This window comes from Ferrimonas balearica DSM 9799 (genome assembly GCF_000148645.1).
In the GTDB taxonomy this organism is placed as follows: Bacteria; Pseudomonadota; Gammaproteobacteria; order Enterobacterales; family Shewanellaceae; genus Ferrimonas; species Ferrimonas balearica.
In genome coordinates this window covers 1,347,649-1,374,619 of the sequence record NC_014541.1, presented here as the reverse complement: position 1 = coordinate 1,374,619, position 26,971 = coordinate 1,347,649, and the positions used below count along the sequence as shown (strand labels likewise).

Annotated in this window: 22 protein-coding genes; 17 read left to right on the top strand and 5 right to left on the bottom strand. The window is 61.8% G+C overall.

The window, feature by feature from the left end:
- Positions 1-19 precede the first annotated feature (19 nt).
- The 7 genes from FBAL_RS06315 (at position 20) to FBAL_RS06285 (ending at position 6,995) form a co-directional block, all read left to right on the top strand.
- Positions 20-673 carry a MotA/TolQ/ExbB proton channel family protein gene (locus tag FBAL_RS06315; RefSeq protein WP_013344746.1) on the top strand — a complete coding sequence of 218 codons (654 nt, stop codon included), beginning with the start codon at positions 20-22 and terminating at the stop codon, positions 671-673.
- On the top strand, positions 670-1,083 hold the full coding sequence (locus tag FBAL_RS06310; protein ID WP_013344745.1) for an ExbD/TolR family protein: 414 nt from the start codon (positions 670-672) through the stop codon (positions 1,081-1,083). Before FBAL_RS06315 ends, FBAL_RS06310 begins: the two co-directional genes overlap by 4 nt.
- On the top strand, positions 1,080-1,922 hold the full coding sequence (locus FBAL_RS06305) for a heme/hemin ABC transporter substrate-binding protein (protein ID WP_013344744.1): 843 nt from the start codon (positions 1,080-1,082) through the stop codon (positions 1,920-1,922). Before FBAL_RS06310 ends, FBAL_RS06305 begins: the two co-directional genes overlap by 4 nt.
- Positions 1,915-2,925 carry a FecCD family ABC transporter permease gene (locus FBAL_RS06300; protein WP_013344743.1) on the top strand — a complete coding sequence of 337 codons (1,011 nt, stop codon included), beginning with the start codon at positions 1,915-1,917 and terminating at the stop codon, positions 2,923-2,925. Before FBAL_RS06305 ends, FBAL_RS06300 begins: the two co-directional genes overlap by 8 nt.
- A 4-nt stretch (positions 2,926-2,929) precedes the next feature.
- Positions 2,930-3,694 (top strand): heme ABC transporter ATP-binding protein, encoded by a 765-nt coding sequence (locus FBAL_RS06295; RefSeq protein WP_013344742.1) that lies wholly within the window; start codon positions 2,930-2,932, stop codon positions 3,692-3,694.
- A gap of 233 nt (positions 3,695-3,927) precedes the next feature.
- Positions 3,928-6,255, top strand: a complete 2,328-nt coding sequence (locus FBAL_RS06290; protein WP_013344741.1) for a hypothetical protein — start codon at positions 3,928-3,930, stop codon at positions 6,253-6,255.
- A gap of 131 nt (positions 6,256-6,386) precedes the next feature.
- Positions 6,387-6,995 (top strand): LysE family translocator, encoded by a 609-nt coding sequence (locus tag FBAL_RS06285; protein ID WP_013344740.1) that lies wholly within the window; start codon positions 6,387-6,389, stop codon positions 6,993-6,995.
- Positions 6,996-7,034: 39 nt separating this feature from the next.
- Here FBAL_RS06285 and FBAL_RS06280 read toward each other — a convergent pair whose 3' ends face one another.
- The 3 genes from FBAL_RS06280 to xapA all read right to left on the bottom strand — a co-directional run bounded on the left by FBAL_RS06280 (position 7,035) and on the right by xapA (position 10,203).
- Positions 7,035-7,925 carry a DMT family transporter gene (locus tag FBAL_RS06280; protein WP_013344739.1) on the bottom strand — a complete coding sequence of 297 codons (891 nt, stop codon included), beginning with the start codon at positions 7,923-7,925 and terminating at the stop codon, positions 7,035-7,037.
- A gap of 179 nt (positions 7,926-8,104) precedes the next feature.
- Complete coding sequence (locus FBAL_RS06275; RefSeq protein WP_013344738.1) at positions 8,105-9,364, bottom strand: NupC/NupG family nucleoside CNT transporter; 1,260 nt, start codon at positions 9,362-9,364, stop codon at positions 8,105-8,107.
- A gap of 2 nt (positions 9,365-9,366) precedes the next feature.
- Complete coding sequence (gene xapA, locus FBAL_RS06270; protein ID WP_013344737.1) at positions 9,367-10,203, bottom strand: xanthosine phosphorylase; 837 nt, start codon at positions 10,201-10,203, stop codon at positions 9,367-9,369.
- 191 nt (positions 10,204-10,394) lie between these two features.
- On the opposite strand from xapA, the gene FBAL_RS06265 reads away from it, so the two are divergent.
- Positions 10,395-11,309: a LysR substrate-binding domain-containing protein gene (locus tag FBAL_RS06265; RefSeq protein ID WP_013344736.1), complete on the top strand. Its 915-nt coding sequence runs from the start codon at positions 10,395-10,397 to the stop codon at positions 11,307-11,309.
- A gap of 56 nt (positions 11,310-11,365) precedes the next feature.
- Here the strand turns inward: FBAL_RS06265 and FBAL_RS06260 are convergent, their stop codons facing one another.
- Positions 11,366-11,842 carry a MarR family winged helix-turn-helix transcriptional regulator gene (locus FBAL_RS06260; RefSeq protein WP_013344735.1) on the bottom strand — a complete coding sequence of 159 codons (477 nt, stop codon included), beginning with the start codon at positions 11,840-11,842 and terminating at the stop codon, positions 11,366-11,368.
- Between the two features lie 416 nt (positions 11,843-12,258).
- On the opposite strand from FBAL_RS06260, the gene FBAL_RS06255 reads away from it, so the two are divergent.
- From FBAL_RS06255 to ablB, 6 genes are all read left to right on the top strand, one after another.
- Positions 12,259-14,025: an N-acetylglutaminylglutamine amidotransferase gene (locus FBAL_RS06255; protein WP_013344734.1), complete on the top strand. Its 1,767-nt coding sequence runs from the start codon at positions 12,259-12,261 to the stop codon at positions 14,023-14,025.
- A 10-nt stretch (positions 14,026-14,035) separates the two neighbouring features.
- Positions 14,036-15,775, top strand: a complete 1,740-nt coding sequence (ngg, locus tag FBAL_RS06250) for an N-acetylglutaminylglutamine synthetase (RefSeq protein WP_013344733.1) — start codon at positions 14,036-14,038, stop codon at positions 15,773-15,775.
- 3 nt (positions 15,776-15,778) lie between these two features.
- The gene (locus tag FBAL_RS06245) at positions 15,779-16,915 is read left to right on the top strand and encodes an osmoprotectant NAGGN system M42 family peptidase (RefSeq protein WP_013344732.1); all 1,137 of its coding nucleotides are present in this window, start codon (positions 15,779-15,781) and stop codon (positions 16,913-16,915) included.
- Between the two features lie 350 nt (positions 16,916-17,265).
- Positions 17,266-18,468, top strand: coding sequence for a KamA family radical SAM protein (locus tag FBAL_RS06240; RefSeq protein WP_013344731.1), 1,203 nt, complete (start codon positions 17,266-17,268; stop codon positions 18,466-18,468).
- A gap of 8 nt (positions 18,469-18,476) precedes the next feature.
- On the top strand, positions 18,477-19,916 hold the full coding sequence (locus FBAL_RS06235) for a sodium:solute symporter family protein (RefSeq protein ID WP_013344730.1): 1,440 nt from the start codon (positions 18,477-18,479) through the stop codon (positions 19,914-19,916).
- Entirely contained in the window at positions 19,913-20,806 is an 894-nt protein-coding gene (gene ablB / locus FBAL_RS06230) for a putative beta-lysine N-acetyltransferase (protein ID WP_013344729.1), read from the top strand. The genes FBAL_RS06235 and ablB overlap by 4 nt, the downstream gene beginning before the upstream one ends.
- Positions 20,807-20,831: 25 nt before the next feature.
- On the opposite strand, the gene FBAL_RS06225 is transcribed toward ablB, so the two are convergent.
- Complete coding sequence (locus FBAL_RS06225) at positions 20,832-21,335, bottom strand: cytochrome P460 family protein (protein ID WP_013344728.1); 504 nt, start codon at positions 21,333-21,335, stop codon at positions 20,832-20,834.
- Between the two features lie 334 nt (positions 21,336-21,669).
- Between FBAL_RS06225 and FBAL_RS06220 the strand changes: the two genes are divergently transcribed.
- The 3 genes from FBAL_RS06220 to FBAL_RS06210 all read left to right on the top strand — a co-directional run bounded on the left by FBAL_RS06220 (position 21,670) and on the right by FBAL_RS06210 (position 26,944).
- Entirely contained in the window at positions 21,670-23,379 is a 1,710-nt protein-coding gene (locus FBAL_RS06220; RefSeq protein WP_013344727.1) for a DUF4856 domain-containing protein, read from the top strand.
- A 74-nt stretch (positions 23,380-23,453) separates the two neighbouring features.
- A complete protein-coding gene (locus FBAL_RS06215) occupies positions 23,454-24,707 on the top strand; it encodes an imelysin family protein (protein WP_013344726.1) in 1,254 nt (417 codons plus the stop codon).
- Entirely contained in the window at positions 24,707-26,944 is a 2,238-nt protein-coding gene (locus FBAL_RS06210) for a TonB-dependent receptor family protein (protein ID WP_013344725.1), read from the top strand. The genes FBAL_RS06215 and FBAL_RS06210 overlap by 1 nt, the downstream gene beginning before the upstream one ends.
- Positions 26,945-26,971: the final 27 nt, after the last annotated feature.

Genomic DNA, 26,971 nt, shown 5'->3' with positions numbered 1-26,971 from the left:
AGAACCCGAGGACAATTTGATGCTGTTTGACCTGCTCCACGCCAAGCTTGGGGTGATGACCTGGCCCCTGTTGCTGTGTTCAGTGTTTGGATTGGTGTTGCTGCTTCAGCGGGCGCTGGCACTGATGGTGCACTTCTGGCCCGGACGCCACGGCTGGCTTAAGCACTTACCCCTGCACGATGCCGGGACACTGAAGACGTCGGTAGCGCAACGCCGAGGCCTGGCGGCGGAAGGCATCGCCCTGCTGCTTAAGCACCAAAGTGCCAGCAAAGATGACCGGGAAGCCCTGCTCAGCCTGTGGTTGACGGCGGCCCGCCGCCGCGCCAACACCAACCTGCGCCTGCTGACCGCCGTTGGTGTCATTGCGCCGCTGCTGGGTCTGCTTGGCACCGTCATCGGCCTGATCACCATGTTTGAAACGCTGGCCAACAGCGGCGGCCCCGCCACCCCGGCGATGCTGGCTGAAGGCTTAGGGCTGGCCATGGGCACCACTGCTGCCGGACTGGCCATTGCCCTGCCCGCCATTGCTTCAGCCCACCTGCTGGGGGTGCTGACGGACCACCAGTTCGGGGCCGTGGAACATATCCTCAACCACTGTCACTTGCAGATGGACAGCGCGGAACTGCCCCAGTCTGAGCCTCGCCCCCGGCTAACACGGGTGGCCGCATCATGATCCGCTCACAGCCACCCCAGCCGATGATGGAGGGGCTCGACCTGACCCCGCTCATCGACATCATCTTTATCATGCTGGTGTTCCTGATGTTGTCCGCCAACCCAGTTACCACCCTGCTGTCGATGGAGCTGCCGGAAGACCACCAGAGCCAGGCCGCCGACATGCCGCCACCCAATCCGGTGCACCTGGCGCTGAGTCCGGACGCCCCACACTGGCATCTGGATAAGACCCCCTATACCAGTCTGGATGCCCTGCGCCAGGCCCTGTTGAACGAACCCAACCTGAGCCAACGCCCCATCCTGGTGGCGGGGGACAAAACCGTACCGCTGGAACCGGTACTACAACTGTTTTCGTTGCTGCAGGCCGAGGGCCTGACGCAAGTGCAATTTGTTATGGAGCCCGCACAATGATCCGTTCACTTTTCCTGCTTGCCGCCCTCACCCTTCCTGCCCACGCCGCTGAGCGCGTGGTCAGCGTCAATGCTGCCCTGACCGAGATCGTGGTGGCGCTGGAAGCCGCCGACCAGCTGGTGGCGGTCGACGTCAGCAGCACCCTGGCCGACCCGCAACTGCCTCGCCTCGGTTACCACCGTCAACTCTCCGCCGAAGGGATCCTGGCGATGAACCCGGACCAGGTGCTGGCCGGGGACACCGCTGGCCCGGCCTCAACCCTGGACACCCTGCGCCAGGCCGACATTCCGGTTCTGGTGATGACCAATCCACAAACCGGCGAGGCATTGAAGGCCCACATTCGCGAACTGGCCAAAGTACTGGAGCGGGAGCCCCAGGGGGAAGCGCTGGTGAACAAGGTGTCCCAGCAACTGGATGGCCTGAGCCGCCAGAGCGCCGCCACGCGCGCCAAACCCCAAGTGCTGTTCCTGATGAGCTCCAGCCAGCGCGGCCTGCGTATTGGCGGGAAAGGCACGCCCGCAGACACCCTGCTGACCCTGGCCGGTGCAGAAAACCTGGCGGACTTTGAGGGCTACCGTTCCATCACCGCCGAAGGGATCCTGGCGCTGGCGCCTCAGGCTCTGCTGACCATACAGATGCCTGGCGAAGCGGTGCCGGACCTGGTTGAACAGCATCCGCTTCTGGCACACCTGCCCGGCGCGGCCAGGGTGTATGCCCTGCCGGCTCAGTCGATGATCGGTGGCCTCAGCCTCGGCGGTCTGGATACCGCACAGGATCTGCAGGAATGGCTGGACACCCAGGGACTGAATGCTCTGGCCATGGAGGCGGCCGGTGAGTAAAACCCAACTGACGGGAACGCTGTTGCTGGCTGGGCTGCTGTTGTGCTCAGCGTTGTCGATGACCGTAGGCCCGATGGGGATCTCCGCCGCCACCAGCGCCAAAGCCAGCCTGAGCCTGCTGATTCCCAGCCTGGCCGACAGCCTGAGTAAGCCGGAGTTGATGGTGATCCAACAGGTTCGCCTGCCCCGCACCCTGCTGGCCATCGCCGTTGGTGCTCTGCTGGCTCAATGCGGGGCAGTGATGCAATCGCTGTTTCGTAATCCGCTTGCTGACCCGGGCATCATTGGCGTCTCCTCCGGCGCCGCCCTGGGCGCCGCCATCGCCATGGTGCTGTTTGGCTCCATGGCACCAGTGGCCCTTTTTGCCTTTATCGGCGGCCTGATCACCACCCTGCTGGTGTACCGGCTGGCCACTGGCCCCAGTGGCACCAGCGTGGCGCTGATGCTGCTGGCCGGGGTCGCCATTGCCGCCCTCACCGGCGCCGGTCTGGGCCTGCTGAACTACATCGCCAGTGACCAGGCCCTGCGTGATCTGAGCCTCTGGTCGATGGGCTCTCTGGCCGGTGGCGACTGGGCCACCATCTGGACCATGCTGGTCAGCACACTGGTGCTGTTACTGGTGCTGTCCCGGGACGCCCTGAAGCTGAATGCCATGCTGCTGGGGGAGTCGGAAGCCCGTCATATGGGCATTCCGGTGCAGCGCTTCAAGCTGCGCCTGATGGCCACCACCGCACTGGCGGTGGGCCTGGCCGTGGCGGTCAGCGGTCCCATCGGCTTTATCGGCCTGGTGGTGCCTCACCTGGCGCGAATGATGGTGGGTCCGGATAACCGCAAGGTGATCCCCCTCAGTGCCGCGTTGGGGGCCCTGCTGCTGTTGCTGGCCGATATGGGGGCACGCCGCCTGGTGTCACCGGCGGAGTTACCGGTCGGGCTGATGACCGCCCTGATTGGCACCCCATTTTTCCTCTATCTGCTGCTCAAAGAGCGGCGCCGTTTCGGATAACCCCATGCTCGAAATCCGCGATTTTCATTTTGCCGTGGGCGGCCGCACTCTGATGCAGGCCGACCACCTGAACCTGCATGCCGGCGAGTTTACGGTGATTGTGGGCCCTAATGGCGCTGGTAAAAGTACCCTGTTAAAAGGGATTGCCGGTGATCTGGGCCTGCCACGCCACACCATGGCGCTGCATGGCCGGCGCTTTAACCAATGGCCAGCCACCGCACTGGCCCGCCATCTTGGGGTGTTACCCCAACACAGCACCCTCACCTTCGGCTTTGCCGCCCGGGATGTGGTCGCCATGGGCGCTTACCCCCTGAGCCTGTCGGAAAGCGCCCGGCGCGAGGCGGTACTGGATGCCATGGCTGCCACCGATACTACCGCACTGGCAGAGAAGGACTACCTGACCCTGTCCGGCGGGGAAAAGCAGCGGGTGCAGCTGTCCCGGGTGCTGCTGCAACTGTGCCAGGCCGAATCGGATCCGGTGTTGTTGCTGGACGAGCCCACCTCCGCACTGGACCTGGCCCAGCAGCACCGCATCTGCCAACTGGCGGCAAAGCTGGCCCACCAGAACGGTTACGCCGTGGTCGCAGTACTCCATGATCTCAACCTGGCCAGTCGCTACGGCGACCGGGTGTTGGTAATGGAACAGGGCCGCATCGTTGCCGACGGTTCACCCGCCGAGGTACTGGATCTGAACCGGGTGGCCCGGACCTGGGGCTACCAGGGACAAGCGGTGGCCGTGCCCGACAGCCATTACCAGGTTATCGTCTGACTCTCCCGCCCTCGCCCCGGGGCCTGCCTCACTCCATTGCCCCCGCCCAGCGCGATTCCGAGCTAAAAGGCGGGTGCCCCCTAAGCCCCTGCCGCTGTCCTCGCCCCAGCGTCCGGTTTTTGTCCTAGCCTTATTGGGCGCCGGACAGCACCTCCATCAACAATCCCTTCATAACGAGCGTGGTGTCCGCCCCTCCGTAATCGGTTCGATGTATCCCCAATAAGGAGAAGATTGTGACCCCATCAGCTCGCCTGCTATCGGCCCTGCTCATTGTTCTGACTGCCACCTGGCTCACGGCTCCGGCACTGGCCAACCCCAACCGGACTGCCGAGTTCGATGCCGATACCCTCGAATACCTGCCCGATGATGTGGCCTGCGCGCTGCTCAATCTGGGTACAGGCAAAGCGGCATCCTCTTCTGCCAAGCCAGATAAACCCGGTAAAGCCAAAAAGCAGGACAATCCGGCAGCAAAACACCAGGCCCCACCCGGGCAGCGTTGCCTGGAAAAATTGGAAAAACGGGGATTGATTGCGGTGGTGCTCTACGGCAGCGCCGCCGAAAACCTCGACATCATGGCCATCGATGCCGACGCCCTGCGCATTGGCCCCAATCAGGTACGCCCGTGGCGTAAAGAGGTGCTGTACGACGACCTCAACCACGACAATCTGACCGATATGGTGATACTGGTTAAACAGCGCAAGCTGGGCCTGCAGGAGGGAGATCGCTTCCTCACCATTACCGGAATCCACGCACTCCCGGCGGTGCCGGGCCCACTCTCTGACGATGCCACCTCACAACCGATGCTCGCCACCGCACCCCTGGGTGCCAGCCCGTCACCGGCCACCGTGCTGTTCAGTGCGGTGCTTAAAGGGGTGGGCAGCACCGTCGGCAGTACCGCCACCAGCTACCTGCTGGGTTCCCTTGGCATCGCCAACGAAAGTGACACCCCACTGGTGGACCTCTCCCCCATCGAGAGTGAGCTGGAGGGGATCTCCGAGCAGATTGCCGCCCTGACCACCGAAGTGAATCAGGCACTGAACCTGATTGCCGGTGAGATCCAGACCGGACAATGCTCCACCGCGTTCAACACCATCTCTGATGACGTCTCTCAGATCACCACCTGGACCAACATCCTGCAGGATTGGTCCTCCCGCACCAACGACGGCGATCTGCCCCCGCTGACCAGCTGTCAGGTGGACGACATCGAAAACTGCATGGAAACCTGGGTTTCTGAAGTGCTCGACTCCAGCAATGGCGTCATCGCCAGGCTGACCCGCATCCACACGGAACTGGTGCCCGGCGGCGGCATTGATGGCTTGCTGGATGCCTGCGTGAAATCCTTTGGTGCCCCCGCCTCATTCACCTTTGGCGATACCGACTACTACGCCAAAGTGCAGGACCTCAGCCACTACTTCTATGGCATTCAGGCTCAGGCCGCCAACCTCTATGCCGAAGCCCGTCACTTCCGGGCATGGCAGGCCGCCGTCGCCGATGGCCTGGCCGACCCGGATGTCAGCACGGTTCGCAACATCTGTGAGGCCCCGCCGGTTGGCACCCAGACTAAAACCCAGTGCGACCTGGCCAAAACCGCGGTCTCGCGGCTGTACCGACGGCTGCAGACTCAGGTCGCAGTGGCCGGTGCTCCCTACAGTCGCAGCAACGTCGCCCTGGTCAACGGCACCAATGATCTGTGGCTGCTGCGACTGGACGATGTGGCGGACAGTGACGGCTACGGCTGTGTGTTCCCGCTGACCTCTGCCGCCACCTGTGGCAGCAGCACCGGCACCTACCAGCAAACCACCTTTAGCGACAGCCAGGGGCAGCCTCTGGTGCTGGGCGGGCTGGACGACTTCAGCGGCTACAGCAACTGGCAGGTGGCCGATAACACCGCCTGGAGCAACCTGATGCGCTCTACGGTGGGCGGCGTTGGCTATCGGGCCAGCGAAACCGTCGCGACCTTTATGGACGACACCCTCGGGTTTGACTCATCGGGGCAGGCCCGCATCTTCATCACCAATAACACCGTCGATGCGGGTCTGAATATCCGCAATGCGGAACCGGACCAAGTGTGCTTCCTCGACGCCAACTACCAGGGCAGTACCTGGACCAACACCAGCACGCCCCCCTGGTGCAGCAGCCAATCCATCGGCTCCAGCTATCCGCCCAGCGGTGACACCAAGATCTACGTTGGCTTCTACGCCAACTATTGCGGTTTCAACACTCGAGCCGGCTTTGTGCCCGGCGACAGCCAAAATATGGGATTCTATGCGGGCCGCCCGGCCTTTCAGGCGGTTGGCGAAACCGGCCCCTGTCCGGTCTGGTATGACAGTGCCCGTCCAACCTGGTGGACCGTTCACAACCGCGCAGAGGGCACTCCCCGGCACTTCCGCTACCCCATCGTCGACATCAGCACCCTCAGCTGCGGTGACACCCTGATGTGCGGTGGGGCGCGCAGCCGCTTCAACCCCGGCGGCGTGCCCAGCATGTGTGGTGCCGATTTCGATGCCTATTTTGAAAACCTGGTGCCCACCCCCGACAGCCTGACCGGTTCAGGCTGCTAAGCCGACGATAGCGCTGCCAACCGTTGCGGCCAATGCCGCGGTTGGCGGCCTGTTGTGGTTGTTCTCCCGCCATTTTTTCCCGGCCAAGGCTGCGGTATGCTTAGCGCCTGCCTAACTGTCCGGAACCCCACATGACCCTTACCCTCTGGCTCTCGCTGGCCGCCGTCTGTACCCTCGGTGCCATGAGCCCCGGCCCCTCTCTGGCCCTGGTTATTCGCAATACTGTGCAAGGGGGCGCAGGACGCGGCGTCGTGACCGCCCTGGGCCACGGCATCGGCATCGCCCTTTACGCCCTGCTGGTGGCGATGGGCCTGGGACTGGTGATCACTCAGACCCCCGCCCTGTTTGAAGCGATCCGCTATGCCGGCGCGGCCTTCCTGCTCTATCTCGCCTGGCAGGCGATCAAACCGAAGCCCGCGTCCAGCGATGCGACGCCCGGCACCGACCCTTCCCGCCGCTATCAGGGCTTTGTCGGTGGCTTTCTGGTGGCCTTTCTCAACCCCAAGATCGCCATCTTCTTCCTCGCCCTGTTCAGCCAATATGTGCAGGAGGGGGCGCCGTGGAGCGACAAGCTGATCATGATGGCCACCGCCGGCGGCATCGACGCCCTGTGGTACGCGCTGGTGGCACTGGGCGTGGCCCGCACCCCGCTGATGGGCTGGCTCAAGCACAACAGCCACTGGCTGGATCGCGGCACCGCGGTGGTGCTCACTGTCCTCGCCATTCGCGTGGTGATGTAATTTCACCCCAATAAAAAAGCGCCCCGAAGGGCGCTTTTTTTAGTGGGCAATCACCCGCTGTCGTCGTTGCTTCCACAAGGTCCACAACTGTGGGCACAGCGACATCAGGATCATCCCCGCCATCAGGGCATACTGGCCCGGGCTGTACTGCTCATTGACCAGTATCAGGCCGGTGACGATGCCAGCAATGGGGTTGGCAATGCCACCGAAGGTAAACTCCACCACGGTCATCCGTTGCAGCAGCCACACATAAAGGCCATACGCCAGCGCGGTGTTCAGCAGGATGACCCAGGCCAGCCCCAGGCCATTGCGCAGGGAGAACCCGTCCAGCACCGCCTGATAGCGCTCCGGGTGCCAAAAGGCATCCACTGCCGCCGCGCCGCTAAGCAGCACACCGCCAATCACCAGCTGCCAGCTCAGCACCGTCCACCAGTGCACCCGACCGCCCAGGCTCTTGGTCAGGCCGCTGCCCACCACGATGCAGAGAATCGCCCCCAACATCGCTGCCAGGCCGATGGGGTTGAGACTCAGGCTGCCCGGGTCGAACAGGCACCAGGCCAGTGCCACCAGGGCCAGGCCGCTCAGCACCTGCACCGTGGCAGGGCGCACCCGGTACACCAGCAGGTGATAGATCATGGCAAACACCGGCACCGACACCATCCCCACCCCGGAGATGGCGGACGGCAGGGTCAGGGCCATCACAAAGATCAGCCCGAAAAACACGGCGATGTTCAGGGTGCCAATCACCGCCAGCGTGACCCACTGCCGCCCCTGGGGCAGCCGGGGTCGCAACGCCAGCAACAGTAAACCGGCAGGCAGCGCCCGCAGTGCCCCCAACAGCAGCGGAGGCCAGCCATCCAGGCTGTATTGGGTAACGGCGTAGGTGGTGCCCCACAAAAAGGCCGCCACCATGGCAAGCAGGAGATTCATGGCAACTCAATGAATTGGGTGCATCAGGTAGCCCACAACAGGCTATGCAGGCGAAAACTGGCGCATAAAACTGGGCGAGAGCGCCAGCCTACCTGAGCGGAAGCCGGGCTGTCACGGGCTGAGCCACGATGACACGCAAAAAAAACGGGCCGCTGGGACAGCGGCCCGGTCGACAGCGGTTACGCCAATGAGAAGAAGATACCGGCGATGGCGGCACTCATCAGGTTGGAGCAGGTCGCGGCAATCAGGGTGCGCACACCAAAGCGGGCGATAAAGTCACTGCGGGAAGGGCAAAGGGTGCCCAGGCCACCGATCAGGATGCCGATGGAGGCCACGTTAGCGAAACCACACAGGGCAAAACTGACGATCACCTTGGTTTTCTCATCCAGCAACTGTTTGCCTGCCGCCAACACCGCGTCAGTGTCTTTCAGATAGGGGGCGAGGTCGGAGTAGGCCACAAACTCATTGATAATGAGTTTCTTACCAATCAGCGCACCCGCCACATCGATGTCAGCCATCGGCACGCCCAGCAGAAACGCCAGCGGCGCGAAGATCCAGCCCAGGATCAGCTCCAGCGACAGCTCCATACCGATGGCACCGCCAAGGCTGCCCAGCAGGGTGTTGACCAGGGTAACGAGGCCAATCATGGCGATCAGCATGCCACCGATGGCAGCCGCCAGTTTCAGACCACTGGCGGCGCCCTCACCGGCCGCCGCCAGCATGTTCTCCGGACGCTTCTCGGAGAAGTGGGTGGACTTCTCCACCACGTAATCCGGTGTGGTGGTTTCCGGCAGGATCAGCTTGGCGAACAGGATGCCGCCGGGCACCGCCATAAAGGAGGCCGCCAGCAGGTACTGCATGTCCACCCCCATCATGGCGTAACCAGCCAGCACAGTGCCGGACACCGACGCCATGCCGCCGCACATAATGGCGAAGAACTCCGAATCACTCATCTTCGGCATGTAGGGCTTCACCACCAGCGGCGCTTCACTCTGGCCCACAAAGGCGTTGGCCACCGCAGACATCGACTCCGCCTGGGAGGTGCCCAGCGCTTTGGACACCAGGCCGCCGATGGTGCGAATAATGAATTGCATGACGCCCAGGTAGTAGAGCACCGCGATCAGGGCGGAGAAGAACACCACCAGCGGCAGCACATTCAGGGCAAAGACAAACCCGATCCCCTCCACGGAGAAGTTCACCAGATTACCAAACAGGAAGTTCACCCCGGCCTTGCCACTGTCCAGCACCGCGTGAACACCGTGGGACAACGCTTCCAGCGCTTTACGGCCCATCGGCACATAGAGCACCAGGGCACCAATGGCCATCTGCATCACAAACGCCAGGCCCACGGTACGGAAGTTAATGGCGCGGCGGTTGGTGGAAACCGCCAGGCCCACCAGCAGCAGCACCAAAATGCCGACAAATCCAATGGCAAACATGATCACTCCTGGCTGGCGAAGTGATTCGCCATAAAGCATTCAATCAGGCGGATAAAGCTGGCTTCAGCCAGTTTGGCGCAGCGCAGGGTCTGTTCATGGGACAGTTCCACGTCCCCCAGCCCCTCGGCCATATTGGTGATGGCGCACATGGCCAGCACCGGCAGGCCACAGTGGGCCGCCGAGATCACCTCCGGCACCACAGACATGCCAACGACGTCGGCGCCGATGATCTGCATCATGCGGATCTCCGCCGGGGTTTCGAAGTTGGGGCCGGTGTAAGAGACGAACACCCCTTCATTGAGGTGGATGTCGTTGGCCTCGGCCACACGCTTAACCTCAGCACGCAGGGCTTTGTCATAGGCATTGGCCAGGCTGAAGAAACGGGGGCCGTACTCTTCGTCATTGGGGCCACACATGGGGGATTCCGGCATGGTGTTGATGTGATCGCTGAACACCACCAGTGACCCCACATCGATCCGCTCAGGACGCAGCGAGCCGGCCGCATTGGTCACCAGTACAAACTCACAACCCAGGCGCTTAAAGGTGCGTACCGGCGTGGTCATCACCTTCATGTCCTGGTGTTCGTAGTAGTGGCCACGACCCTTCATGCACACCACCTCAACGCCGTTCATGGTACCCAGTACCAACTCACCGGAGTGGCCCTGAACGGTGCTGACCGGGAACCCGGCCAGTTCGGTGTAGGGGATCACCACTTTGTCCGACAGCGCATCGGCAATGACGCCAAGGCCAGAGCCGAGGATAAAAGCGGCCTTGGGCTGGAAGCCGGGTTTGTGGTCGTAGATGGTCTGGAGTGCCTGGATAACCGGGTCGTTTTTCATTGTGTTTTCTCACGGGTGACAGAGGCGGCAAAACGTACCAAAGAATGGGGTGTGGAACGTTGCCAAATGCCGCCCGATCATGCTGTTTTTGAACACAATGACCCGTCGCTTTTGCGAACTTCTTCAAAACAATCTGAGCCGGATTCTGGCATGCTGACCGACCCGCAAAACGCCGCCCACAGGGAGTCCTCATGCCCGCTGCCGGCTTAATCAGCGATAAGCTGACCCTGCGCATGCTGCGCTACTTTTATGTGCTGTCGCAAACCCGCCACTTTGGCCAGGCGGCCGACCGCCTCAACATCACCACCTCCCCCTTGAGCCACAAGATCAAAGAGCTTGAGTCCCTGCTGGGCGTCACCCTGTTTCTGCGCAACTCCCGCAATGTGGAACTGACCGAAGCCGGCGAGGCACTGCAGAACGAATGCGACCATCTGTTTCAGGTGGTGGAGCACGCCGTACACCGGGTGCAACGGGTCGCGGAAGCGGGTCGGGGTGTGGTTAAGCTGGGCCTGGTCAGTTCCGCTTTCTGGTCCGGGTTGGGGCAGCACCTGGGGGCCTTTCAACAGCGATACCCGGATCAGCAGATCGACCTGGTGGAAGCCAATCCCGAGCAGCAGAAGCGGATGGTGATCGAGCATCAGATTGACGTAGGGCTGGTGCGCTTTGCCGATGCCATGAACATCCACCCCCTCAGTGCCCGCAAGCTGACCGAGGAAACCTTTGTGGTGGCCATGACGCGGCAGCACCCCCTGGCCCGGCATAACCGATTGAGTTTGGATGCATTGCGGGACGCCGAGTTCGCCCTGTTCAACCGACGCAACTCCGCCTCCGCCGACCTCTTTATCAACGAGTGCAAGAAGCGCAACCTGGTGCCGAAGATCATCAAGGAGTTTGTGGAACCCAACACCCTGATGGCCTACGTCGCCCACAGCGACAGCGTCACCATTGTCCCCTCCAGTTTCGCCAATCACGGTTGGGACAACATCCGCTTTGTCCCCCTGAAAGAGGCGATTGGCGCGGGCCTCTACGCCATCTACGACCGCAGCACGCTGTCGCCTTCCGCCCACGCCTTTGTCAGCGCCTTTGGTCAGAGCGACAAGCGATGAAGCCACAAAAAAACGGCACCCTGTGGTGCCGTTTTTTTATGCTCTCGATGGTGCGTTCAATGGGAGTCCTGGATCTGCCCGACGGTCAGCATCGGCGCGGCATCCAACTCCTCAGCATCCATCATTGAGGCGATGCGCTCTACCGAGGAGAGCAACAGGCTTTGCTCCCACTCCTCCAGCGCCTGATAACGCTGGATAAAGTGCTCTTGCAGCGGCTGCGGTGCGGAGGCCATCAAACGTTGCCCCTCTTCGCTTAATGACAGGTGAACACGCCGTTTATCGGCTTCGTCACGGATCCGCTTTACCAGCCCCCGTGACTCCAGCCGGTCGATGATGGAGGTGACCGTCGCCGGACTCAGGTTCACTTCTGCCGCCACCTGGCGGGCAATCGGCCCATCCAGTTGCGCGATCTTTTGCATCACCACCAACTGCGGGCCGGTCAGACCCGACTCCTTATTCAGCTTGCGGCTGTGCAGATCAATGGCGCGGATCACCTTGCGCAGCGAGATCAGCAATTGTTCGTGTTTGTCCATGGTCACTCCAGTGTTCAACCGCAACACTGTAACAAATTCAAAGGCCCGCGCCAGCCCTAGAACAGGGTCACCAGAGTCGCCATCGCGCCGAACAGCAGCGTCAGAACAAGAAGTTCACGTCGATGAGAATGGGATCGCTGTTGCATAGTGCCTCCTTTGTATCCACTGCCCCCGGACAATCGGGGACAGCAAAAATTCGCAATCTAACTTTAGTTCTTCGGTATTACCTCGAATCGCTTCCTCATCCAGCCCAAGCAAAAAAGCCCAAGCGCCGGACAAATAACCTTTTTAACCATAGCGTCAACGCCGACCCAAAAGCAACTCAATTTGAAATCTAATGATTAGAGTTATAACCTTTTTAGGCGAAGTTTCGACCAAGCATGGTCAACATTCAGGATTCAGACAATGGAGGAGTAATGTGCGGATTCGCCGGATTTCACAGTGACAACCCCGCCCCCGAACACAAGCAGTGGGTTGAGCGCATGGTGGAGACGTTGGCGCCCCGGGGGCCTGACAGCGAAGGACTGATGGTTCGCCAGGGTCTGGTACTGGGCCACCGGCGCCTCAAGGTGATCGACCTGTCCGATCAGGGCAGTCAGCCAATGACCGACCTCGGCCTCGACCTGGTCTTTAACGGCTGCCTGTACAATTACCCCGAACTGCGAAAGACGCTGGCCGGGCTGGGCTACCAGTTCTTCTCCAACAGCGACACTGAGGTGCTGCTCAAGGCGTACCATGCCTGGGGTCCCAACTGCGTGGAACGGTTCAACGGCATGTTTGCCTTTGCCATCCACGAGCAGAAAACCGGCCGTCTGGTACTGGGCCGTGACCGCCTCGGCATCAAGCCGCTCTATCTGGCGCAGCACCGCGATGGCTTGGCGTTCGCCTCCACCCTGCCGGCACTGCTCGAGGTGCCGGGCCTGGACACCGAACTGGATCCCATCGCCCTTAACCACTACCTCAGCTTCCACGCCGTAGTACCTGCCCCCCATACCCTGCTGAAGGGCATCAAAAAGCTGCCCCCGGCCACCGTCCGCACCATCCACCCCGATGGACGTCAGGAGGATCACAACTACTGGCAGTTCCAGGTGGGTGAGCGGGAGCAGGACCACCACATCACCGATGAGGAGTGGGAGCAGCAACTGCTGGACACCCTGCGCACCTCGGTACGACGTCGGATGGTGGCGGATGTGCCGGTGGGGGTTTTGCTGTCCGGCGGACTCGACTCCAGCCTGATTGTCGGCTTGCTGGCCGAGCAGGGCCAACACAACCTCAACACCTTTTCCGTGGGCTTTGAGGCCGCCGGTGGCGAATCGGGCGATGAGTTCCGGTACTCCGACCTGATCGCCCGCCACTACGGGACCGAACATCACAAGATAGAGGTGCCCTCCTCCACCCTGCTGGACACGCTGCCTAAAACCTTTCAGGCGATGTCTGAGCCGATGGTCAGTTACGACAATGTCGGCTTTTTCCTGCTGTCCCAGCAGGTTTCAAAGCACCTGAAAGTGGTGCAGTCCGGTCAGGGCGCCGATGAGATCTTTGCCGGCTATCACTGGTATCCGCCCCTCCAGGGCAGTGCCGATCCGGTGGAGACTTACGCCAGTCACTTTATGGATCGGGACTACGCCGAGTACTGCCGCACGGTCACCTCCGGCTACCACACTGGCGACCACGCCACCGCGTTTATCCGCAGCCGCTTCGCCCGCCCGGATGGGCATGGGCCGGTGGATAAGGCGCTGCACCTGGACACCAGCGTGATGTTGACCGACGACCCGGTCAAACGGGTCGACAACATGACCATGGCCTGGGGCCTGGAAGCCCGCGTGCCGTTTCTCGACCACGAGGTGGTGGAGCTGGCCGGGCGCATTCCCGCCCGACTCAAGTTGGGGGACAACGGCAAAGGGATCCTGAAAAGCCTGGGCCGTAAAGTGATCCCCAGTGCCGTGATCGATCGTCCCAAAGGCTACTTCCCGGTGCCCGCACTGAAATACATCGAAGGGCCCTATCTGGAGTTTGTCCAAAACGCGCTCAACTCGGAGCGTGCCCGCCAGCGCGGGCTGTTCCAGCGTGACTACCTGACCGCTCTGCTGGACGACCCCAAATCCCACATCACGCCGCTGCGTGGCTCCAAACTCTGGCAGGTCGCGCTGCTGGAGATGTGGTTGCAAACCCATAACTTGTAAGGACGCCATCATGACCGACATCCACTCCCCCATGGACATCGAGCAGATGACTTCACTGAAGCACTGGGGCGAACCGCCTGAGAACGGCCAGGAGCTGCTGGCCAAACCGGCCAGCGTCGATTGCGGCTGGGGACGACTGCTGTTTGGCCAGACCTTTGCCGACCCCGAAGCGCTGGCCCGCAGCCTGCTGGAGGAGCAGCCCGGCCAACGGGACATGGCCCTGTACTGCCGCGACCCTCAGGTGGTGGTCTCCTTCGCGCCGCAACGGTTGTTCATCGATCCCTCGCTGACCTATCGGCTCGACCTGACGCAGCAACCCATCGATGCCACCCCTCCGAAGGGGATCAGCATCCGGCCACTCACCGGCAGCTGGGACGAGTACGAGATGAACCGGCTGTATAAGGCCCGCCAGATGGTGCCGCTGCGGGAGAAGTTCACCCACCACCAACTGACCGAACCGGCCCTCACCGTGCTGATGGCCATCGATGACCACAGCCAGACGGTGGTGGGCTGCGTCACCGGAGTTGACCACCCCCGCCTGTTTGATGACCCGGACCAGGGCGCCAGCCTTTGGGCTCTGGCGGTCGACCCACAATGCGCGCTTCCCGGCGTGGGCGCAGCTCTGGTGCAGGCGCTGGCCAGCCACTTTCAGCAGCGCCAACGCCGCTTCCTCGACCTGTCGGTGATGCACGACAACCAGCAGGCGCTGGCGCTCTACCACAAGCTGGGCTTTCGCCAGGTGCCGGTGTACTGCGTTAAAACCCGCAACGCCATCAACGAGCAGCTGTACATCGGTGACGGCGACGACAAGGTGCCGGACCTCAATATCTATGCCCAGATCATCGTTGACGAAGCGTACCGCCGGGGCATCGGTGTGCAGATTGAGGACCCGGCGCTGGGGCTGTTTACCCTCAGCCTCGGGGGACGCAGCGTCAATTGCCGGGAATCACTGACCGACCTGACCAGCGCCATCGCCATGACCCGCTGCGACAACAAAGACCTCACCCACCGCCTGCTGGCCAAAGCGGGGCTGAAAGTGCCCACGCAGAAAACCATCAACAACGCCAGCGAGGCGATCGCCTTCTGGCGCCAGCACGGCCCCATGGTGCTGAAACCGGCCAGGGGCGAACAGGGCAACGGCGTGTTCGTTGATCTGCGCAATGAGCAGGCCATTCACGATGCCTACCAGCAGGCGTCCGCGCTGGAAGGGCCACTGCTGGCCGAGCAGTACATCGAAGGACAGGACCTGCGCATTCTGGTGATCGGTGACGAAGTGGTAGCGGCCGCGGTGCGCAAACCGCCCACCATCGTTGGCGACGGCCTCACCAGCATCGGCACCCTGATCGACAAACTCAGCCGTCGCCGGGCCGCCGCAACCAGCGGTGAAAGCCGCATTCCGCTGGACAGTGAAACCCAGCGCTGCGTCGCCGATGCGGGCTTCGAGATGAGCGACATCCTGCCCTATGGCCGCGCCCTGGCCGTGCGCAAAACCGCCAACCTTCACACCGGCGGCAGCCTCAACGATGTGACCACCAAGCTCCACCCACGGCTGCGCGAAGTCGCACTGCACGCCGCGCGGGTGCTGGCGATACCGGTCACCGGCCTTGATCTGCTGGTGCACGATCCCAGCGAACCGGACTACGTCATCATCGAAGCGAATGAGCGGCCGGGCCTGGCCAATCATGAACCGCACCCCACGGTGGAGCGGTTCCTCGACCTGCTGTTTCCACAAACCCAAGGAGGGCGATAACTCATGACATTGACCCTGGACCGGGACTACCTCAAACACACCCTGTTGGCGCTGCTCAATACGCCGAGTCCGACCGGCATGACCGACGCGGTGGTGCAGCTGGTGTGCCAGCACCTGGAACAACTGGGCATCGAATACGAGCTGACCCGGCGCGGCGCCATCCGCGCCAATCTGCCGGGTCAGGTGCACTCACCGGACCGGGCCATCGCCGCGCACCTCGACACTCTGGGCGCCATGGTCAAACAGCTCAAACCCAATGGCCGCCTGGAGGTGGTGTCCGTGGGCACCTGGCCGGCCCGTTCGGCGGAGGGCGCCCGGGTCACCCTGTACCGCGACCATGGCGACCCGCTGCGCGGAACGCTGCTGCCGCTGAAAGCGTCCGGCCACGTCTACGGCAAGGCCGTGGACCAACAGCCCGCCAGCTGGCCCAATCTTGAATTGCGGCTGGATCAGCGCAGCCACAGCCTGGCCGATCTGCAGGCGTTGGGGATCCACCCCGGCGATCGCCTGACGGTGGACCCCAACCCGGAGTTTCTCGATAACGGTTTCTGGGTCTCGCGGTTTCTCGATGATAAGGCGGGGGTGGCAGCGGTCCTGACCGCCGCAAAGGCGATAGTTGAGAGCCAGCAGCCGTTGCCGATGGATTGTCATCTGCTGTTCACCATTTCAGAGGAGGTCGGGGTGGGCGCCTCCCATATCCTCCATGGCGATGTGGCGGAACTGCTGGCGGTGGACAACGGCACCATCGCCCCCGGCCAGAATACCTCCGAGTACGGTGTGACCATCGCCATGCAGGACTCCAGTGGCCCGTTTGACTGGTACCTGACCCAGCGCCTGATAGGCCTGTGCCAGCGCCACGGCATTGAACACAGTCGCGACGTATTTCGCTTCTACCGCAGCGATGCGGCAGCGGCGGTGGAAGCGGGCAACGACATCCGCGCCGGACTGATCTGCTTTGCCCTCGACGGCTCCCATGGCCATGAGCGCACCCACGCCGACTCGGTCGCTGCCGTGGCCAGCTTGCTGGCTCACTACATGCTGAGTGGCCCTATCCTCGAGCGCGATAAAGACGCCATGGGTCCCCTGTCTGATCTGCCAGAAGACCCCACCCACTGGGAAGACCCCGAGGAGCGTCACTGATGCCGGTTTCACTCGCCATTCTCAACGCCCTTTGGCCCCTGTCGATGGAGGAGGACGACGACCCTCCCCTACAACAGTGAACACAAATTTCAACCCTCAAAAAACATCAAAATTTAATTAGCACACAATCTTTCATGCCGCGGGCATCGAACACCTGGCCAGACCACAAAAATCCCCGTTGGCCAGGCACAAATTGTTCAGAATAGGGAGTTATCCGTAAACATATCGCTCCAATCTGTCGCCATTATGTTGCGACAAGTTTGATAGAACGGTAATTAAGCGAGTAGAATAGTTCGCGCTCTAATCATAACAACACATACATTTGCTTTAAAAAAGGTGGAATTTCACCCATGGCTACCAGCACTGTGCAACGCCAACCTGCCGCGACCAATGCGGATCCGATCCCTCTTAAACTGGTTGAAACTCAACCTGCCCAGCGCTACCACTTCAACACCCATGACGAGCTGATGGCATTCGATGTCGCCGGCCACTCCTGGCGCGAAACCTTGGCCAAGTCTTTCCAGTCCGATAAGGATTTGGCCAAAGTTCTGCACGGCGTCCGCCCGGTTGAAGACGACGTCTACAAAGTGATTGCTGCCCGCATCACCCCCTATGTCGCCCAGTTGATGGATAAGAACGATCCCAACTGCCCCATCCGCATTCAGTACGTGCCGGAGCAGGATGAGATGCACATCGCCCCCCATGAGATGGGAGACCAACTGGCGGAAGACGACATGATGCCGGAGGGCACGTCGCTGGTGCATCGCTACCCCAACCGGGTGCTGTTCCTGGTGCACAACATCTGTGGCGCTTACTGCCGCCACTGCACCCGTAAGCGCATGGTGTCTGACCCGCTGAACGTGATTGATATGGCCCGCATCCGCCGCTCGGTGGAGTACCTGCGTGACCACCCTGAAGTGCAGGATGTACTGCTGTCCGGTGGTGACCCGCTGCTGCTGACCGACAGCAAGCTGGATGAGATCCTGTCGATGATCCGCGAAGCCCGTCCGGACCTGAAGATTCTGCGCATCGGCAGCCGCCTGCTGGCTCAGCTGCCGACCCGCGTCACCCCTGAGTTGGTCGACGTGCTGGTGAAGAACCGCGTTACCCTGATCAACACTCAGGTAAACCATCCGCGCGAGATCACCCCGCTGTTTATCAAGCACACCACCATGCTGCGCCGCGCTGGCGTGATGCTGGGCAACCAGAGTGTGATGATCAAAGGGGTGAACGACGACGTTGAGGTGATGCGCGATCTGGTGATGGACCTGGTGTCCAACGGTATCCGTCCCTACTACGTCTATTCGATGGATCCGGCACCGGGCAACAGCAAGTTTATGGTCAGCTATGACCGCATGCTCGAGATCTACCACGGCATCCGCGGCTGGGTATCCGGCCCCGCGATCCCCACCTTTATCGTCGATGGCATCGGCGGACTCGGCAAAATGCCGGTGCAGCCCGAGTATGTGAAGAAGACGGTGCAGGACGGTGAAACCAAGTTGATTGCCACCAACTTTGAAGGCCGTACTGCCGACGTGTCCTACCTGCTGTAAGGGCCGCCATGCACGCGCTGGATTACGCCCTGTTTGCCGCCTACCTGGTGGCGCTGGTGGCCATCGGCTACTGGTTTTATCGCCGTCACCAGGGCGGCGAGGATTTCTTCCTTGCCGGCCGGAGCCTGGGCGCCCGCCACGTCGGGTTTTCCATTGCCGCTACCGATGTCGGTGGCGGCTTCTCCATCGGCCTGGCCGGGCTCGGATTCACCATGGGTTTGTCCGCCAGTTGGCTGCTGTTTACCGGCCTGCTCGGTGCCTGGCTGGCCGCGGTGTGGATGATCCCAAAGGTGAAAGCCCGGGAAACCCAACACCGATTTTTCACCTACCCGGACCTGCTCAAGCACCACTTTGGCCCCAAGGTCGCCATGGTGGCGGCCTTGATATCCGCCATTGGCTACCTCGGTTTTACCGCCGCCCAGTTGCTGGCCGGGGCGAAGCTGGCCGCCAACACCCTGGTGCCCGCGGACATGACCGCCCTGTCACCACTGACTCTGGCTCTGTGGTTAATTGGTGGCGCCACCATCCTGTATACCGCCTTCGGTGGGCTCAAGGCGGTGATCTACACCGACAGCGTACAGTGGCTGATCCTGCTGCTTGGCCTCGGTGGCCTGGCCCTGCCCTTCGCCATACACGAGATTGGCGGCGTGGCCGCGCTCATTGAGGCCCTGCCGGACAGCTACTGGTCTCTCAGTGAACTCAGCCTCTCCACCGCCCTGAACTGGCTGATCACCATCACCCCAATCTGGCTGGTGGCGATGACCCTGTACCAGCGCATCTACGCCTGCCGGGACACCCAAACCGCCCAGCGGGCCTGGTACCTGGCCGGATTTCTGGAATACCCGCTGATGGCGTTTTCCGGCGTACTGCTGGGGATGTGTGCCCGGGTGCTGCTGCCGGAAGCCGATGCCGAAAGCGCGGTGCCGATGATGATCCGCGATGTGCTGCCGCTGGGCTTGACCGGCATCGTGATTGCCGCCTACTTCTCCGCCATCATGTCCACCGCTGACAGCTGCCTGATGGCCAGCTCCGGTAACCTGACCAATGACCTGCTGGGCGTTCGCGAAGACTCCCCGCGGGCGGTGCGTTGGTCGATGATGGCCACGCTCGGCTTGGGCCTGCTGGCCATCCTGATGGCGGCGCACGCCAGTTCAGTTCTCAACGCCATCCTGGCCGCCTATGGCCTGATGGTGTCCGGCCTCGTCGCTCCGACACTGGCCTGCCTGTTCTGGCCGCAGGTCAATGCCCGCTCAGCGATGCTGTCGATGCTGGTGGGTGGCGGTGTGGTCTCGCTGCTGATGCTTAACTGGCTGCCGCTGCCGGCCGCCGTGGCCGACTGGGGGCTGGACCCCAGCGTCTTCGGCCTGACCGCCTCCCTGCTGACCCTGGCCGTAACCCACTGGCTCAGCCTTTTACGTTATTCCGATGTTGTTGAGGTAACGAAATGAATTCCCTACTCGCCAGTTTGACCGACAGTCCTCAAGCCGGCTTTCAGTTTGACCAGGTGTTGCACCATGCCGGTGCCACCCTGCAGCATGGCCCCAATAATGACCGCGTCTACCTGATGTCGCTGGGCCAAGCCGACCCGCACGAGGTGTTGTGTGAAGTGCACCACCTCGCCGACCAGCATGGCTACGGCAAGATCTTCGCCAAGCTGCCGCACACTCAGGCGGAGCCCTTTCTTAATCAGGGCTACCGGGTGGAAGCCCGCATCCCCGACTTCTATCCGGATGCCGATGCGGTGTTTCTGGGCCACTACCCGGAACCTGAACGAGCGCAAGTGGCCGAACCGGAAGCGCTGCATACTACGCTGCAGCAGGCCACTCTGGACCTGAAGCCGGATGGTCGCAGTCGCCATGATCCCGCCATCCGCCTGATGCATGAAGCCGATGTGGACAAGATGGCCGCGCTCTACCGCCAGGTATTTCCCAGCTACCCCTTTCCCATTACCGATCGGGACTTCCTGCTGGAAACCATGGCGGATAACGTTGCGTACTTTGGGGTTGAGAAGGATGGGGCATTGCTGGCACTGGCTTCTGCTGAACAGTGCCATCAAAGCGGCACAGTGGAGATGACCGACTTTGCCACCGCCCCTGCCGCTCGCGGCCAGGGCTGGGCTCAGCGTTTGTTGGCTCAGATGGAGCTGGCGATGGAAGCACAAGGGCATCGCGTGGCTTATACCATCGCCCGCGCCGTCTCAGTCGGGATGAACCGTACCTTTGCCCGCCGCCAATACCAGATGGCGGGACGGTTGGTGAACAACACCCAGATCAGCGGCCAGATCGAATCGATGAACGTCTGGTATAAGCCGTTACGTCCGGCATCGAACGGGGGCTGAGCGGCACAACGGCCAGCCCGGCGATTCACCCGTCGGGATCGAGGGGAACCGCAGCAGGTTCGGTAAACACCCAGTCCCGCGATTTCACCGGCGAATGACAGGCGATGCACTGCGCATCGCCTTGCTCAAATGGGGTCAGCTCAGCCCCAACCCAACGGCCCCAGCGCCATCCGGTCTCACCCGCGTCCTCAGCCCGGGCCATAAATTCGGCGTGAACAAATGCTCCCGGGCCAATGGCAGCCGGCCAGTCCGCCAGCGCTTCCGCTTTCCACACCACCTTGCCCAGTATCGCGCCGTCCGGCCAGGGTTGTGTTTCCCCCCGACGCGCCGCCGCGATCGCAATCTCATTGCCCAGGATCACCCGGACGGTGCCATTGTCGGTACGATGGGACACCGCCAACGTCGACCAATCCTGCCACCCCTGCGGATAACTAAGACCATTGGATGGGCCTGCAGCAATACTACTGTTCAGTCCTGAAAGCCCCAACACCACGCCAAGCGCCGTCACCTGCCTCCACCAACACCGCATATCACTCTCCAGTCACCACACACCGATACCAGAGCGTAGCTGCCGCAGGCCGGAAATCACCGGTCTCGCCCCAGCCAAATGTTGATCGCGATCACACTTGCTGCGCCATTGCGGCAAGCAAACTCATTACCCCACCTAAGAGATTTCGACACTTTTGCCTGCACAATGGCGAAACTTGACCAGGAATTCGCCACACGATTGTGATTCCAGCACATCCACAAGTGAGCAAGATTTCACCATGTGAGTGCAAATGATATTGATTCTTGTTTGTTTTCATCTACCATGTGTGCACATCTGAGTAACATTCAATGCACACTTTGGGACGTGACTGACCATGACGATGAAAAAAACGCTGCTGGCTTCCGCCATTCTCACTGCCATGTTGACCGCTTGTGGTGGGGGCTCCAGCTCCGACTCCACCCCCACTCCAAGCAACAGCGCGCCCACTGACATCGCCCTTTCCAACGCCAGCGTGGATGAAAACGCCACAGCCGCCACCATCGGCCAACTCAGTGCCACCGATGCTGACGCGGGCGACACCTTCACCTTCAGCAGCAGCGACGCACGCGTCGCCATCGATGGCACCACCCTCTCTCTGGCCGAAGGCGTAAAGCTGAACTTCGAAGACACCGCCAGCATCGACGTAGAGGTTTCGGTTGCCGACAGCGCTGGCAACAGCTTCAGCAAAACCCTGACCATCAGCGTCAACGACCTGCTGGATACCTACGCCTTCCCCAGCCGCTTTGGTGACGGCTCCAGCGTCAGCTACGGCGGCCAGACCACCCGCCACGTGCTGATTGCTGAACTGAACCACTACATCGGCAACCAACTGCAGAACGATGTTGAAACCGGTGTGCTGACCACCAAAGACGCGGTCATCGCCAAGTTGACCTCCTTCTACGCCATGACGGCGGAAGAGTATGACCTGGTGGCCGATGACTTTGCCGTGCAGTTCCTTGATGGCACCCGCCAGACCGTACTGCGTGACCTGTCCAGCTCCCACAAAGACCTGTCCGGCAAGATCGCCGGCAACGACGCCACCGGTCAGCACAAAGACTGGAACGGCAGCGACTTTGCCGGCTGGGGCGCCACCGGTTCCACCACGCCTGAGAACCTGGTTTACACCCTGTTCGATATGCTGGGTGATAACGCTCAGGCATACCTCGACGGTGGCATCCGCCAGGACATCAACGGCAACGCCATCACCAGCATCTACCTGACCGAAGATGGTCGCGATCTGAAGCAACTGATCCAGAAGTTCCTGCTGATGTCCGTAGCCTATTCTCAGGGCGCGGATGACTACCTGGACTACGACCTCGACGGCAAGGGTCTTAACTCCGACAACGTCAGCAACAAGGACGATAAGGGCTACACCGCACTGGAGCATACCTACGACGAAGGCTTTGGCTACTTTGGTGCCGCCCGGGACTACCTGGATTACAGCGATGATGAGCTGGCCCAGAAGGGTGGCCGTGACGACTGGCAAGGGATGCACGACACCAACGGTGACGGCGTTATCGACCTGAACAGCGAGTACAACTTTGGCCAATCCACCAACGCCGCCAAGCGCGACCGTGGCGCCACCGTTGCCACCGACATGACCGCCGCCGCCATGAACGCCTTCCTGCAGGGCCGCCAGATCATCACCGATGCTGACGGCGCACTGACCACCGAGCAGATGGACGCGCTGAAAGCTCAGGTGACCATCGCTCTGGAGAACTGGGAGATGGCCATCGTTGCCACCGTGGTGCACTACATCAACGACACCAACGCCGACCTGGCCAAGCTGGCTGCCGCTGATGAGGATTTCAGCTACAGCGATCTGGCCAAGCACTGGTCCGAAATGAAGGGCTTTGCTCTGGGCCTGCAGTTCAACCCCAAGGCGCCGCTGACCGATGCTCAGTTTGAACAGCTGCACAGCCTGATCGGCGACATGCCGGTGATGAGCGGTGACATCGCTGCCTACCAGGCGGACCTGATGACCGCCCGCCAGCTGCTGGCCGACGCTTATGAGATTGCTTCTGATAACGCCGCCAACTGGTAAAGCAACGCCCCCGCGGTAACACCAAAAAGCTTGGGCTTTCGGGCCCGGGCTTTTGCTGCATCAACAGGAACGTGATGATGAACATTCAAACTCTCCCTTGGCACCGCACCGCCCTGGCCGCCGCGCTGACCCTGGCTCTGGCGGCCTGCGGTGAAAGCAACTCCGCCTCCCCCGGCCCGGATTACGGCGGCGGCAACGGCGACAATGGCGGTGTCACGCCCCCACCCACTGACCAGTTTGACCAGGCCGCCCTGGTGGCCAACCTGGCCGACAACGTGATTGCCCCCACGTTTGCCGACTTTGCCCAGCGCAGTGCCGCGCTGAACACCGCCATCGGCGCTTACTGTGATGAGCTGGAAGGCAGCGGCGACGCCACTGCGGCCCGCACCGACGCTCAGGCGGGCTGGCGCGACGCCATGGCCACCTGGCAGTTTGCCGAACTGATGCAGGTTGGTCCGCTGCGCGACAACAACAGCAACCTGCGCAACAAGATCTACTCCTGGCCGGTGGTCAGCCAGTGCGCCGTTGATCAGGACGTCGCCTACTTCGAGGCCGGTACCATCAACGGCACCCCCTATGACATCACCCTACGCACCGAAACCCGCAAGGGACTGGATGCGCTGGAATACCTGCTGTTTAACGACAATCTGGATCACCGCTGCAGCGCCACCACCGCCCCGACAGGCTGGAACGAGCGTCCGGACGCCGAACGCGCCCTGGCCCGATGCGCCTTTGCCGAAGCCGTGGCCGCCGATCTGACCAACAACGCCAATACCCTGGTGACCGCCTGGGGGGATTACGCCCCGCAGCTCAAAGCCGCAGGCCAACCGGGCAGTGACTGGGCCGACATCCACGAGGCGGTGAATGACCTGTCCGATGCGCTGTTCTACCTCGACAGCGTCACCAAGGACCGCAAGCTCGATGCGCCTTATCAGCAGTTTGCCGGCAGCTGCAACAGCGCCGAGTGCGATGCCGCACTCGAGTCCGCTCTGAGCGGCCACTCCATTGCGAACGTCAGCGCCAACCTGAAAGCCCTCCAGGCACTGTTCAGTGGCGATCTGAACGAGGCCACCGGCACCGGCTTCGACGACTACCTCAACGAAGTCGGCAGCGGCGAACTGGCCAACCGGATGGCCAGCGACATCGAGGGCGCCATCGCCACCAGCGAAGGCTACAGCCAGAGCCTGGCCCAGACCCTCAATGACGATCCGGACCGCGTTCAGCAGACCCATGCCGACATCAAAGCGGTGACCGACCAGATGAAGGTCGACTTTATCAGCGCCCTGGCGCTGGACCTGCCCGCCACCTCTGCCGGAGATAACGATTGATGAGCAGCGTGACCCCGACCGGCCGTTACAGTGCCCTGGCCGCCAGCATCGCGCTGGCTCTGTGTGGCCAGGCCGCCGCGGCTGAAAACGACAACAATAACGACACCCAGGTGCGTTACGACGAAACCCTGCAGATCATCGGCCACCAGGACAAACTGCGCACCGAAGCCGGCTCGGCCACCCTGCTGGATGAGCTGCAGCTGGACAAGTTCAAGTACGACGACATCGAGCGCATCCTTGCGTTTGTGCCTGGCGTGAACATCCGTTCCGAAGATGGCTTTGGCCTGCGCCCCAATATCGGTTTCCGGGGTGTGACGCCGGAGCGCAGCAAAAAGATCACCCTGATGGAGGATGGCGTGCTGATCGCCCCGGCGCCCTACTCCGCCTCTGCCGCTTACTACTTCCCGCTGATGTCCAAGATCACCTCGGTTGAGGTGTTTAAAGGCCCCGCCGCCATCCAATACGGTCCCTACACCGTGGCCGGTGCGCTCAACATGACCACCCGGGCGGTGCCGGAGTTCCGCGAAGGGCAGCTTGACCTGTCCGGCGGCAGCGATGGTTATTTCAAGGCACACGGTTACTACGGTGACAGCATCGGCAACATTGGCTTCTTGCTGGATGGTGTGCACGTTCAGAGCGACGGTTTTAAGCAACTGGACGGCGGTGGCGACACCGGTTTCGACAAGAACGAGATCATGGCCAAGCTGCGCTACACCCTGGAGGGGGAGCGCCTCTCCCAGGTGTTTGAGCTGAAGATGGTGTACGCCGATGAAGCCTCCAACGAAACCTACCTGGGCCTGACCGACGCCGACTTCGACGCCAACCCCTACCGCCGCTACGCTGCCAGCGCCAACGACCGGATGACCTGGGACCACACCCAATTCCAGTTCAACCACTTTCTGGCCGGGGACAACTTTGACCTGACCACCCGGGTCTACCGCAACGACTTTGAGCGGGCCTGGCGCAAGCTCAATGGCTTTGAATCCCAGAGCAACCCGGCCACCGACCGCGACCTCTCTACCATCCTGCAAAACCCCAATGACGGCATCAACGCCATCTACTACGACGTGCTGACCGGCGCCAAAGACAGCGAGCATGCGTTTGAAAACCTGGTGCTGGGCACCAACGACCGGGAGTACTACGCCCAGGGGATCCAGACCGACCTGCGTTGGGCCTTTGAGCTGCTGTCCCTGCAACACAACGTTCAGGCCGGTGTGCGCTACCACGAGGATGAGATCCAGCGTAACCACACCGAAGACAGCTTCCGCATGACCGATGGCCAACTGGTCAGCACCGGCGCGGCCACCATCACCGCTACCCTCAATACCGAAAAAACCGAGGCCTGGTCGCTGTACCTGCAGGACACTCTGGTGTGGGATGCACTGGAGCTGACCCTCGGGGTGCGCGGCGAGTTTCTCGACCAGTTCTACCAGAACAACCAGCCCGGTGCGGAAGGTGACTACCTGCGCAAAGAGAGTGACATCTGGTTGCCGGGGGCCAGCGTGTTCTACCGGCTGACCGATGATCTGGGTGTTTTTGTCGGGGTACATGAGGGTTACGTTCCCACCAGTCCGCAGCAGAACCCGGCGGTGGAGAGTGAAACCAGCATCAACTATGAACTGGGCAGCCGATTCGGTAACGGCAACACCCAGGTGGAAGCGGTGGCGTTCTTCAACGACTTCGACAACCTCAAGGAGAGCTGCACCTTCTCCGCCTCCGCCTCGTGTTCCAGCAGTATCGACGAGGAGTACAACGGCGGCGAAGTGGACGTTTACGGCCTGGAGTTCAGCGCCAGCCATACCCTGCGGGGGATGGGCTTCGATTGGCCGCTGTCGCTGGTTTACACCTACACCGATTCGGAGTTCAAAACCGATTTTGAGTCCGACTTCACCATGTGGGGCGACGTCAGCAAAGGCGACCCGCTGCCTTACCTGCCGGAGCACCAGGCCACCCTCGGCCTCGGGATGGCGGGCAACCAGTGGGAAGCCAATGTGCTGGTGCGCTACCAGAGCGAGATGTGGGAAGCCTCCGGCCAGGGAGTCACCCTGAGCGGGGTAAAAACCACCGCCTTCACCACCGTCGATCTGGCCGCCAGCTACGACTTTGGTGACTGGGGCGAGATGTACGGCAAGGTGGACAACCTGCTGGATGAGGCGGAGATCGTCAGCCGTCGCCCCTATGGTGCCCGTCCCAACAAACCGCAGCAGTTTGTGGTGGGTTATCGCATCGGCTTTTGAGCCGGACCGGCGGGGCCGTGAGCCCCG